Source organism: Luteimonas sp. TWI382, from assembly GCF_039674545.1.
Taxonomy (GTDB): domain Bacteria; phylum Pseudomonadota; class Gammaproteobacteria; order Xanthomonadales; family Xanthomonadaceae; genus Luteimonas.
On record NZ_JBDJNS010000035.1, the window covers coordinates 25,714 to 36,608 of the forward strand.

At 70.5% G+C, this 10,895-nt stretch carries 15 protein-coding genes and 1 pseudogene; 8 read left to right on the top strand and 8 right to left on the bottom strand.

What is annotated here, in order from left to right; translation table 11 throughout:
- Position 1 precedes the first annotated feature (1 nt).
- Together ABE505_RS16030 and ABE505_RS16035 are read right to left on the bottom strand one after the other, a co-directional pair.
- Positions 2 to 712: a response regulator transcription factor gene (locus tag ABE505_RS16030; RefSeq protein ID WP_346442847.1), complete on the bottom strand. Its 711-nt coding sequence runs from the start codon at positions 710 to 712 to the stop codon at positions 2 to 4.
- Between the two features lie 102 nt (positions 713 to 814).
- Positions 815 to 2,440 (bottom strand): diguanylate cyclase, encoded by a 1,626-nt coding sequence (locus ABE505_RS16035; RefSeq protein ID WP_346442848.1) that lies wholly within the window; start codon positions 2,438 to 2,440, stop codon positions 815 to 817.
- Between the two features lie 152 nt (positions 2,441 to 2,592).
- Between ABE505_RS16035 and ABE505_RS16040 the strand changes: the two genes are divergently transcribed.
- The 4 genes from ABE505_RS16040 (at position 2,593) to ABE505_RS16055 (ending at position 4,387) form a co-directional block, all read left to right on the top strand.
- Entirely contained in the window at positions 2,593 to 2,913 is a 321-nt protein-coding gene (locus ABE505_RS16040) for a DUF6122 family protein (protein WP_346442850.1), read from the top strand.
- A gap of 83 nt (positions 2,914 to 2,996) precedes the next feature.
- Positions 2,997 to 3,548 carry a hypothetical protein gene (locus ABE505_RS16045; RefSeq protein WP_346442852.1) on the top strand — a complete coding sequence of 184 codons (552 nt, stop codon included), beginning with the start codon at positions 2,997 to 2,999 and terminating at the stop codon, positions 3,546 to 3,548.
- A 102-nt stretch (positions 3,549 to 3,650) separates the two neighbouring features.
- The gene (locus ABE505_RS16050) at positions 3,651 to 4,049 is read left to right on the top strand and encodes a host attachment family protein (protein WP_346442854.1); all 399 of its coding nucleotides are present in this window, start codon (positions 3,651 to 3,653) and stop codon (positions 4,047 to 4,049) included.
- Between the two features lie 14 nt (positions 4,050 to 4,063).
- Positions 4,064 to 4,387, top strand: coding sequence for a thioredoxin family protein (locus ABE505_RS16055; protein WP_346442856.1), 324 nt, complete (start codon positions 4,064 to 4,066; stop codon positions 4,385 to 4,387).
- A 12-nt stretch (positions 4,388 to 4,399) separates the two neighbouring features.
- Here ABE505_RS16055 and ABE505_RS16060 read toward each other — a convergent pair.
- Positions 4,400 to 4,588 (bottom strand): annotated as a pseudogene (locus ABE505_RS16060) (DNA-3-methyladenine glycosylase); the annotation flags it as partial.
- A 50-nt stretch (positions 4,589 to 4,638) separates the two neighbouring features.
- Positions 4,639 to 5,064 carry a nucleoside diphosphate kinase regulator gene (gene rnk, locus ABE505_RS16065; RefSeq protein WP_346442858.1) on the bottom strand — a complete coding sequence of 142 codons (426 nt, stop codon included), beginning with the start codon at positions 5,062 to 5,064 and terminating at the stop codon, positions 4,639 to 4,641.
- A gap of 264 nt (positions 5,065 to 5,328) precedes the next feature.
- On the opposite strand from rnk, the gene ABE505_RS16070 reads away from it, so the two are divergent.
- Positions 5,329 to 5,616 (top strand): hypothetical protein, encoded by a 288-nt coding sequence (locus ABE505_RS16070; protein ID WP_346442860.1) that lies wholly within the window; start codon positions 5,329 to 5,331, stop codon positions 5,614 to 5,616.
- A 37-nt stretch (positions 5,617 to 5,653) separates the two neighbouring features.
- On the opposite strand, the gene ABE505_RS16075 is transcribed toward ABE505_RS16070, so the two are convergent.
- A complete protein-coding gene (locus ABE505_RS16075) occupies positions 5,654 to 5,857 on the bottom strand; it encodes a hypothetical protein (protein WP_346442862.1) in 204 nt (67 codons plus the stop codon).
- Between the two features lie 146 nt (positions 5,858 to 6,003).
- Here ABE505_RS16075 and ABE505_RS16080 point away from each other — a divergent pair, with 146 nt between their 5' ends.
- Positions 6,004 to 6,726, top strand: a complete 723-nt coding sequence (locus ABE505_RS16080) for an SOS response-associated peptidase family protein (RefSeq protein ID WP_346442864.1) — start codon at positions 6,004 to 6,006, stop codon at positions 6,724 to 6,726.
- 28 nt (positions 6,727 to 6,754) lie between these two features.
- On the opposite strand, the gene ABE505_RS16085 is transcribed toward ABE505_RS16080, so the two are convergent.
- Together ABE505_RS16085 and ABE505_RS16090 are read right to left on the bottom strand one after the other, a co-directional pair.
- The gene (locus ABE505_RS16085; protein WP_346442866.1) at positions 6,755 to 7,234 is read right to left on the bottom strand and encodes a cupin; all 480 of its coding nucleotides are present in this window, start codon (positions 7,232 to 7,234) and stop codon (positions 6,755 to 6,757) included.
- Between the two features lie 76 nt (positions 7,235 to 7,310).
- Complete coding sequence (locus ABE505_RS16090; protein WP_346442868.1) at positions 7,311 to 7,829, bottom strand: adenine phosphoribosyltransferase; 519 nt, start codon at positions 7,827 to 7,829, stop codon at positions 7,311 to 7,313.
- Positions 7,830 to 7,935: 106 nt separating this feature from the next.
- Here ABE505_RS16090 and ABE505_RS16095 point away from each other — a divergent pair, with 106 nt between their 5' ends.
- Positions 7,936 to 8,721, top strand: a complete 786-nt coding sequence (locus tag ABE505_RS16095) for a lytic transglycosylase domain-containing protein (RefSeq protein ID WP_346442870.1) — start codon at positions 7,936 to 7,938, stop codon at positions 8,719 to 8,721.
- A 67-nt stretch (positions 8,722 to 8,788) separates the two neighbouring features.
- Here the strand turns inward: ABE505_RS16095 and ABE505_RS16100 are convergent, their stop codons facing one another.
- Complete coding sequence (locus tag ABE505_RS16100) at positions 8,789 to 9,973, bottom strand: PQQ-dependent sugar dehydrogenase (protein ID WP_346442871.1); 1,185 nt, start codon at positions 9,971 to 9,973, stop codon at positions 8,789 to 8,791.
- Positions 9,974 to 10,353: 380 nt separating this feature from the next.
- Here ABE505_RS16100 and ABE505_RS16105 point away from each other — a divergent pair, with 380 nt between their 5' ends.
- Positions 10,354 to 10,716 (top strand): EF-hand domain-containing protein, encoded by a 363-nt coding sequence (locus ABE505_RS16105; RefSeq protein ID WP_255493067.1) that lies wholly within the window; start codon positions 10,354 to 10,356, stop codon positions 10,714 to 10,716.
- The last annotated feature ends 179 nt before the right edge of the window (positions 10,717 to 10,895 follow it).

A 10,895-nucleotide genomic window follows, 5' to 3' on the forward strand; every position in this document is an offset into this window, starting at 1 on the left:
CTCAGGCGACCGCCCGGCTGAGATCCGCGATCCGGTAGCCCGCGCCGGTGATCGTGTGCAACAACTGGACCGGCTGGTCGCGGTCGATGATCTTGCGCAGGTTATACAAGTGGCTGCGTAGGGTGTCGGAGTCGGGCAGGCTCAGCCCCCAGATCTCCTGCTCGATCTCCCGGCGGGTCACCACCCGCGGCGCCTCGCGCATCAGGATGGTCAGGATCTTCATCGCGATCGGCGCGAGATTGAGCTCGCGGCCGCCGCGCTGGACGCGCAGCGAGACCGGGTCCAGCCGCAGATCGCTTACCTCCAGCACCGCGGCCCCGACCTCGCGGCGATCGCGACGGATCAGCGCCCGGATCCGCGCCTCGAGTTCCTTGATATCGAACGGTTTGGTCAGGTAGTCGTCCGCGCCGGCCTCCAGGCCCTCGATCTTCTCCTCCAGCGAGTCGCGTGCGGTCAGCATCAGGATCGGGGTCGAATTGCGGCCATCGGCGCGCAGGCGGCGGCAGACTTCGATGCCGCCCAGCCGTGGCAGCATCAGGTCGAGCACGATGACGTCGAACGGGTTTTCCGAGGCGATGTTGTAGGCGTCCAGACCGTCGGCGGCATAGTCCACCTCGAATCCCCGGCTTTCGAGATATTCGCCGACCGGCTCGGAAATATTGCGGTTGTCCTCGACCAGAAGGACGAGGCCTCCGGGGCTGTGATGCGCCATCCAGCGAACTCCGACTGCAGTGAAGGTCGGCGAAAGTCGCATCAGATCGGTGCAGGCCCAGTGAACGCGCCGGCGTCGGCGCGCTGTGGCCGTGCAGCGTCGTCAGGTGATCGCTGCCGCGGCGGTTTCGGTGCGGTCGCGGCCGCCGCGCTTGGCCGCGTACATCGCTGCATCGGCGCGGCGCAGCAGGGCCGCGGTGTCCCGGTCGAGCGGGTGCAAGGCACTGACGCCGGCGCTGAGGGTGACCTGGAGGCCGGCGATGCCCAGCGCATTGCCGATGTCTTGCAGCGAAACGCGGAGCACGTCGATGCGGGTCTGCGCATGGACCGGCTCGGCCCCGGGCAGGATCGCCAGGAACTCTTCGCCGCCCATGCGCGCGATATGGTCGGCGTCGCGGAATGCGTGTCGCAGCGCGCGGGCGACATGACGCAGGACGCGGTCGCCGGTCTCGTGGCCGTGGACGTCGTTGATGCGCTTGAAGTGGTCGACGTCGAGGAAAGCGATCGTCAGCGGCGTGTCGGCATCGCGCGCATCGGCCATGCACTGTTCGAGCCGTTCCAGCGCGGCCCGCCGGTTGGGCAGACCGGTCAGCGCATCGGTCTGCGCGAGCATGCGCATCTCGTCGCGCTGGCGCCGCAGCCGGCCCAGGCGCAGTGTCAGGGTCATGCTGCAGGTCAACGCCAGCCAGCCGCCGGCCAGCATGAACGCCTCGACCTTCCACAGTGCCAGAACATCGGGCCAGGCCGCCTGCAGGCCGGCGATCGGCAGGAACGGGATGACGCCGGCCAGCAGCAGCAAGCGGTCGCCGCGGCGCTGCGTCAGCGCGGTCAGCGCGGTCAGTGCCGCGATCGCAAACGCGACGCAGAGCAGGTAGAAGCCCAGTTCGATCGCGACCGAAAGGGCGGCCACCGCCTGCACCGGCAGCCATGGGACCACGATGGCGGTGGCGACCAGGCCGTGCGTTCCCCAGGTGGCGGCGCGAGCGAGCCGCGGTCGTCGCTGTCGCAGGCCCGACTGGAGCAGCAACGCGTTGGCGGTCAGCCCGGCCATGCCCAGTCCCAGCGCGACCAGGACCGGGATGGTCGCACCGGCCACCGGGAGCCAGGGTCGCGGCCAGGCCCACAGCCCGGACAGCAGCGCCTGCCAAAGCGCGAACAGCGATGCGGCGGCCGCATAGCTGGCGAATGCGCGCTCGCGGGTGGCGAAGAATGCCAGCAGCGCCGAGACCAGCAGCGTCAGTACGACCGCGATCGATGCGATGCGGATCGCGAAGCGTGCGATGTCGGCCCGCTGCATCGGCGCAGGCTCGCCCAGTTGGACGATCGGGCGCCACAGCGGCAGCGCGTTGTCGTCGAACCCGACTTCGATCGGCGCGGTGTCGCCCGCCTCGGGCACGATCACCGCGCCGACCCCGGTGCGGAAGCGTGAATCCAGCGACCGGGCATCTTCGGGCGAGCCGCAGCGAAGACGCGTGCCGTGCTGGATGTCGACCGAGCCGGCGAAGGTGTTCATCACCACCACGGCCTGCGGCGCGCCGGACCAGCCGCCTTCGGGTGCAGGCAGGCGCAGCGCGATGTGCGGGCCGATGTGGACGTGCTCGCAGGTCTGGGAGGTCTCGATCGCCGTCGTCGGCTGACCCGTGACCATGGGCGCATCGTCATGCCACCCGACGCAGGCCGCCAGCGACAGCACGCCTGCGCAGATCGTCAGCAGCCCCGCTTTGCGCATCCCCGATCCCGCCTTCATGCCTGCCGTGTCCATCGCTTCGCGTCGAAGCAGCCCCTGCGCCTTCCCAAGGAAGGGACGACATGGTACGGGATGCGGGGGGGCGGCCGTCCTTCCGAGGTGGCGTACCCTGTCGCGCCCGGCGGACACTCACGATGGGTTCGCGTGCCATCGTCCATCTCCTGCTCCATGCCGCGGTACCGGCGCTGTTGGCCTGGATGTTCTGGCGCCAGCGGTTCCTGCGCGCCTGGGGCCTGCTGTTGCTCGGCTGGCTGATCGATCTCGATCATCTGCTCGCCGACCCGGTGTATCAGCCCGACCGCTGCAGCATCGGCTTCCACCCACTGCACACCGCGCCTGCGATCGCGGTCTATGGCGCCCTGATGGTGCCGCGTCGTACCCGCCTGCTTGCGATCGGGCTGCTGGTGCACATCGCGCTGGATGCGATCGATTGCCTGTGGATGCGTCACGGCTGACGGCCATCGGGCCGCGGCCAGCAGCGATTCAACGAAACACTGGTAGCGTGAGCCGTCGCTCTCGGGCGTAACGGGATCTGCGCATGCGCACTTCGATGCTGACCTGGCTGCTTGCGGTGGCGCTGGCGCCGCCGTTGGCCAATGCCGGCGATGGACGCGCGGACCTGCGCCTGCCGCCAACGCCGATGTTCACCGGCGAGGCCGCATTCGGCGAGGGCGAGTACACCGGTCCGCGCACGGCGACGCCCGCTTGGCGCCAACGCCACGATGACGCCCTGGTGCGGCGTGGCGGCTGCCCGACCGCGCCCGACGGCCAGGCGCGCGCGGTGACCGGCAGCGTCAGCACGGGGATCGGCCATTCCTCGCGCGGCGGTACCAGTCACTGGAACGCCGCCGATCTGAATCTGTGCCGCGAGCGCGCAGGCGAGGCGGGCGGTACCGTGAACCTCAATCTGCGCGTGGCGCGCTACGACGGTCCCGTCGGCTACCCCGGTCTGGGCCTGCTGCCCGGCAACGGCGTTTACGACGCATTCGATACGCCGTTCGGGCCGACCTGGCGCGACATCCACGAGTCGTGGCCGGCCGGGCGTACGCGCTCGGACTCGTGGACCGAGGGGCGTCGGCCCTGGCGCTGAGCGCGCCGCCCTCGACCCGCGTCGCATTGCGTCGCGCTCACACCCGCCTGCCTACATTGGGTGCGCGCCATCCGGCGCGATGCAGCAAGTGGAGGCGAGACGATGACGATGAAAATTCCCCAGGGCGCAATGATCGTGGTGGCCAATGGGGGCGCGGCGCGCGTGTTCACCAATGTCGGCGAGGCAGGCGCGCTGACACTGCGCCAGGAGGCGCTGCTGGAGGGCATGAACCTCGACGACGACGGCCCGGCCGGCGCGATGCCCGCCGAATCGAGCGCATCCCAGCTCGACGAGGCCACGTTCGCCAAGCAATTGGCGCTGGGGCTCAACGAAGGCGCGTTGAAGAACAGGTTCACCGACCTGGTGCTGATCGCCGATCCGCACACGCTGGGGCGGGTGCGGCCGTTGCTGCACAAGGAAACCACCCAGCGCCTGGTCGCGGACCTGGCCAAGGACTATACGAACCTGCCGCTCGATGCGATCGAGCGTGCACTGTCTTGAGTCGGGGCCTGACCATGGGCTGGACTGCGCACTACGCCGCCGATGCGCCGACGCGCGACGACATCGACGCCACCACCGGCGTGCTCGCGCTCGAGTTCGGAACGAACTGGTGCGGCCACTGCCAGGCCGCCCAGCCGCTGCTGCGCGCCGCGATCGAGGGGCGTCAGGATCTCGCCCATATCAAGGTCGAGGACGGCAAGGGGCGGCCGCTGGGGCGCAGCTTCGGGGTCAAGCTGTGGCCGACCCTGATCGTGCTGCGCGACGGCGTGGAGGTCGCCCGGGTCACGCGGCCCGGTTCGGTCGCCGATGTAGAGGCAGCGCTCGCCGCCTCCGACTGAGCCGCGTGGTCGGCGGTGCACCCGCTTGCGCGCAGTCGGGCCGCGGAACGAATGGGCCGCCGCGTCCTCGGCGCCGCAATAGGCCTCGACCTCGAGGATGCGGGCCTGGCGGCCATCGCGGGCCACCAGGCGCTTGTTGAGCAGGTCCGGCGCAACGCTGCGGGCGTCGCGCGCGTAGAACGATCGGGGCAGGGGACGCATGGCACGAGCTTGCCGCTGCCGGCATCGCCGGCGCGCGAAGCCTGGCCGGATCAGCTCTCGGGCGGCTGCACGGAGGTGACGCGCAGGCGCAGGACGCCGCCGGGCGTCGGCCAGTCGATGCACTGTCCGATCGACAGTCCGAGCAATGCGGCGCCGACCGGTGCGAGCACCGAGACGTGGCCTTTGGCGACGTCCGCCTCCTGGGGATAGACCAGGGTGAGATGGCGCGGCGCACCGTCGGCGTCCTCGCACTCGACGACCGTGTTCATGCGCACGACCTCGGGGGGCATGGCGTCGGGGGCCAGCACCTCGGCCCGGTCGAGCTCACGCTGGAGCAGTTCGGCCGTTGGGTGGTTGCGCAGCGCGGGCGACTGCAGCATGGCTTCGAGCCGCGCCAGGTCGATGCTGGATACAGTGATCGCAGGCGTGGCGCCGGCATCGGACGGCGGCAGGCCGCTGCGGGGAAGCGTGGACATCAGGTTCTCCATGAAGAAGGGCCGGCAGCGGTCGCGCCGGCAGGACACAGACGAAAGGCGACGCCCTCGCGCCGCCCCGAGGTCGATTGTGCCCCGCCGCGGGCGCGCTGGCGATCCCACCCGGCCGCGGGGGGGGGCGCGGTTGGCGTTCGTGCAGATAGTGCAGCCCATCGCCGGGCTGCACACCGGACCCTCATCGGAAGGTCTTCATGATGCGTCGTCGCCGGGACGCCCGGTCTCACCTTCTCATTGACCGGGGCCACCATGACGCCGATCCGCTATCTGCTGCGCCACTGCGCGGCTTCGCTCGACTGGACCCTGCTCGATGCCGGTTCCGGGCGTACGCTGTCGCACCATCCCACGCGCGATGCCGCGTTCCGGCAGTTGGCCTGCGACGCCTCAGTGCTGCTGTGCGGCGCTGTCGTGCGCATCCATAGCGTGGATGGCGGCTACGAGGGCGAGCGCTTGGTCCCGGCGATTGCGCCGGCCTCGCCACTGCCCCAGCGCGAGGCCGACGCCCGTTGGCTGCCGCGGGCGCCTGCGATGGCGTGATGCGCCCCTTCGGGCGGGGCGCGGCACGCGCCCCCTGTCAGACCGGTTGCGGCGGGTCCTGCGGCCGGGTGGGCGACGGTGGGTCGCGCTGCGGCTGCGGATCCCGTTCGGGGTCGCCCGGCGTCGGCACGGGCGGATCGATCGGCCGGTCAGGCATCGGGTCGTGCATCGGATGGGGCGCCGAACCCGGCACGTCGCCATCGGGCATCGGGGCATCCTGCGGATCTGGCGTGCGTTGCATGCGGGCGTCCTGTGTGGGAAACGCACGACCGTGGCCCGCAGCGTGCGGGCAGCGCGTGAAGACCAGCGCGGTGGCTTCACGCGATCGGGGAGAGACTGCACGCATGTCCAGCCGACAACCTGCGCCGATGGCGCGCGGTCCCAGCAATGCGTAGGTTCGTGCAGGCCTTCGGCGATGCGCCGTGGCCGCCGGCGCTGCTTCGGACGGTCGGCGAGGCGTTGTCGGTGACGCCGCCGCGCTACAACATCGGCAAACGGCGTCCGGCGGCGGTGATCTTCGACCGTGGCGACGGCCCGGTCGTCGAGGACTTCGACTGGGGCCTGGTGCCGCGCTGGTCGCCGTTGCCCGAAACGCCCTACACCACGGTGACCGCGCGTCTGGCGCGGGCCCCTCGCAGCCGGATCTTCCGGCGGCCCTGGGAGACCCGCCGCTGCGCGGTGCCGATGAATGGGTACTACAAATGGGACCGCAGCGGCGAGACGCCGGTGCCGTACTTCATCCAGGCGCAGGACGGCGAGCCGCTGTTCGCTGCCGGGCTGTGGGACCACTGGGCCAAGGACACGCCCGAGCTGTACACGTTCGCGGTGCTGACCCATCCCAACCCGGCGATCCCGGCGCCGCTGGTGCCCGACGGTCCGGTGTTCATGCCGGCCGCGGCAATCGGCGACTGGCTGGCCGGCCCGCCCGCGGCGTTGCGCTTCCTGGAGACCATGCCGCAGCCATTGCTGGAGGCCTATCGGGTCTCGCGGCGCATTCGCAGCCCCGATGTCGACGATTACACGCTGCTCGAGCCCGCCCCGCACGCGCCCCACGACGACGAGACGGACGGCGATTGGCTTGCACACGCCTTCGACGAGGACGACGACTGAATCGCAGGCGCCGCGTTGGCGGCGCGGATCAGAAGCGCTTGCCGGTCACCGGGTCGCGACGCGGGTCGGGCACGGCGTGCATGCGCTGGAGCGTCTTGGCATCCGGCGCCGCGCGCTGGATGTCCCTCTCCTGGCCGCGGGGATAGGCGCCGACGACGCGGAATGCCGCATCGGCCTGCACGCAGCAGTGGCCGGTACCGACCGGCAGCAGCACCGCATCGCCCGCGGCGACCTCGACGATCGTGCCACCGGCGCCGCCCAGCATCAGCGTGGCGGTACCGGCGGCCACACCGAGTACCTCGTGAGCGCTCGAATGGAAGTGGTGGTAGTCGTAGATCCCACCGCGCCAGTCGGCAGGCCAGCCATTGGCCCCGAAGCGGGCCTCGAAGGCCGCGGCGTCGAACGGCGCATCGCTCGCCGTGCGCAGGCCACGGTAGATCCGCACCGCAAGCCGGGGATTGTTGGGCATCCAGTCGTTGCGACTCAGGGTCAGGCGTTCCTCGTGCATGGGGCGGGTGCGACAGGTGGGGACCCGCACGATAGGTCGCCTCCCGTCGAAGCGCCGCGACGACCGCCCTGTGCCGTCACCCCGGCAATGCGACGTGCAAGGGCACCGCATCGTTCCAGCGCGTCCGTCCACCGAGCGCCGCCAGTTCGACCAGGACCGTCGCGCCGACGACCTCGGCGCCCTGCGCACGCGCCAGGGCATACGCCGCGCGCAGCGTACCGCCGGTCGCCAGCACATCGTCGACCAGGACCACGCGCGCGCCGGGCGGCAACGCGTCGGCGTGCATCTCCAGCCGGTCCTGGCCGTACTCGAGCGCGTAGTCGTGCTGCAGCACCCGCGCAGGCAGCTTGCCGGGCTTGCGCACCGGCACGAACCCAGTGCCCAGCGCCTGGGCGAGGGCGGCGGCGAAGATGAAGCCACGCGATTCGATGCCGACGAATGCGGTCGGCGGCGTGTCGCGCCATGGCGCGGCCATTGCCTCGATCGCAGCGGCGAACGCGGCGCCCTCGGCCAGCACCGGGGTGATGTCCTTGAAGACGATGCCGGGCTTGGGGAAATCGGGGATCTCGCGGATCAGCGTCGACCAGTGCGGCATCGAAGGGGGCTCGGGCGGGGGGCGGGGATGATCGCCCCAATCGTGCCGCCGACACAATGTTCACCGGGCCGGGCGTAATTGGCCGGGATTGCCCGCCGGAGTTCCGATGCCCGTCCGCCGTCCCTCGCTTGCCGCGTGCGGCATCGTTCTGGCCACCGTGCTGTGTGCGACGCCCGCGCAGGCACGCACGGTCTGGCGCTGCGTGCGCGACGGCACGGTGAGCCTGTCGACGGCGCCCGAGCCCGGGTCGACATGCGAGGCGCGGCAGGTCCCCGACGATGCGGTGCAGACGCCGAACCTGTGGGGCGCGATGGGCGTGTTCAGTGGCGTGCTCTACGAGCGCGAACAGGACGGGGCGCTGGTCTACGGCACGCGTCGATTGCCGGGCGCACGCCCGTACCTGCGCTTCACCGCCCACACGCCGCCGGGCGAGCCCGCGCACGAGGGCCTGGGCGCGGTCGGTACGGCCAGGCTGCAGCCGCACTCGGCCGTGTTCGCGGCGGCTGCGAAGCGCTACGGACTCGACGAGGCCTGGCTGCGCGCGATCGCGCATGCCGAAAGCGGCTTCGATGCCGATGCAGTGTCGCCCAAGGGCGCGCGCGGGGTGATGCAGCTGATGCCGGACGTGATCGCCGACTACGGTGTCGCCGATCCGCACGCGCCTAGCGAATCGATCCGGGCCGGCGCCCGGCACCTGCGCGCCTTGCTGCGTCGCTACGACGGCGACCGCACGCTGGCGCTGGCGGCCTACAACGCCGGGATCGGTGCCGTCACGCGTTATGGCGGCGTGCCGCCCTACGCCGAGACGCAGGCCTACATCGCGAAGGTGCAGGCGTTGTATGTGCGCTATCGGGCGGCGATGGGCAACCCGATCGAGCGGCCGGCGCTTTGACCGGCCGCCGGCAGGCCGCGGCTGCGCGGCTCTGCCAGAGCGTTGCGTATCGGCGACGCCGACGCGCTCAGCCTTCGCGCGGCGTCAGCCGGATCAGCCGGCCGTCCTCGCCATCCTCGATGACCCACAGCGCGCCGTCGGGCCCCTGCTCGAGGCCGCGGATGCGCGCGCGCATCGCGAAGCGCTCGGCCTCGCGCGCGCTGTCGCCGTCGATTTCCACGCGCACCAGGGTCTGGCCCGACAGGCCGCCGATGAAAGCGTTGCCGGTCCATGCCGGGAACAGGTTGCCCGAGTAGACCATCAGGCTCGAGGGTGAAATCACCGGCGTCCAGGTGATCGCCGGCTTCTCGAACTCGGGGCGGGTGTCGTGGTCGGGAATCGGCCGGCCGTCGTAGTGGTTGCCGTTGGAGACGATCGGGTAGCCGTAGTTCGCGCCGCGCTTGACCAGGTTCAGCTCGTCGCCGCCGGCCGGGCCCATCTCGCTGTTCCACAGCCGGCCCTGCGCATCGAACGCGATCCCCAGCGGATTGCGATGGCCGAGCGACCAGACCTGCGCCGCGACGCCGCCCTGGTCGACGAACGGGTTGTCGGCCGGCACGCGGCCGTCGTCCTCGAGCCGCAGGATCTTGCCGAGGTTGGAGGCCATGTCCTGCGACGGATCGAACTTCTGCCGCTCGCCCGAGGAGATCCACAGCTTGCCGTCGCGGTCGAACGCGAGGCGGTGGCCGTAATGGCCGTTGCCCGAGACCTTGGGCACTTGGCGCCAGATCACCTCGACATCCTCGAGCGTGCCGGCCTCGACGTCCAAGCGGCCGCGCGCCACGGCCGCACCGCGGCCGCCTTTGCCGTCCTCGGCATAGCTCAGGTAGATCAGGCCGTTCTGCGCGAACTGCGGGTGCGGCTCGACATCGCCCAGACCGCCCTGACCTGCATAGGCCACGGCAGGGACGCCGGCGATCTCGCGCGCCTGCCCGTCGGGCAGCGTCACCAGCTTCAGCGTCCCGGTCTTCTCGGTCACCAGCAGGCGGCCGTCGGGCAGGAACGCCAGAGCCCACGGTTCGTTGAAGGTGGCGACTGCGGTGCTCGCGAACGGCAGGCCCTCGATCGCATCCGCACCGGCGGCGTCGCGCGCGGTCTGTTCGCCGCTCGAGGCCGGTGCCGTCGTCGGTGCGTTGTTGGCGGCGGTGCCATCGCAGCCGGTCGTCAACAACAGCGAGGCGGCGAGCGGGAGGAGCGCGAGCAGTCGTGGCATGCGGTTCTCCAGGAAACAATCGGGGAAAACCCGAGTGTGGCATACGGCTGCGGATCAGCAGGAACGCCTGTGAAATCGCGGCGCTTCGTAAATATTGTGTTGGCGTTCATCGAGTCACGACCCGTCGCGAACGTGAGACAGCGAGCTGGTGCGTTCGATAAAGCTGGTCGTGACGGGGGCTGGCGGCGCTGCGTTCACCCATCGGGAACATTGGCTTAGCCCGCATCGGACAGCGCGTGGTTAAAGGCTCGTAATCAGGCGCGATTCAGAGGGCGGGGCGGTTCATTTCGGCGCAGGCAGGGTAGGGACCGTGCGGTATCCACGACGAGGATGAAGTACCCCCGCGCCAACTTCCCCAAAGAAACGCAGGAGAGACCACGATGAAGAATGCTCGCAAGCCGCTGATCGCCGCCATTGCTCTGGGTGCCGCGATGGCGATGCCGATGGCATTCGCGCAGGATCCGACCGCGGAGCAGGCGCCGCCGACCACCGAGGCGACCACGCAGGATTACGCGCAGGATGCGACGGCCGAGGCGCCGCAGGCGCAGCAGGGCCAGGTCACCTGGGCCGACCTGGACACCGACGGCGACGGCCGTCTGAGCCAGACCGAGGCCGCGGGCCTGGAGGGCCTGGCGCAAGTCTTCAGTGACGTCGATGCCGACGGCGATGGCTTCATCACGCCGGAGGAGTACCGCAACTACGTCAACGCCCAGACCTCGGGCGCCGGCGCCAGCGAGAACTGAGTCTCGCCCATTGCAGGCCGCGGCATCGCGGCCTGCGGTCCAGACCAAAGCGGCTCCTTTCGGGGCCGCTTTTCTTTGAATGCGCGAGGACGCAGTTCACTGCGGTCGGCAACCGCAGGGCCGCCGGAGTCGCGCTTAAAAAAACCGGGGTCAGAGTGCAATTTCGCGAGGCGAAATTG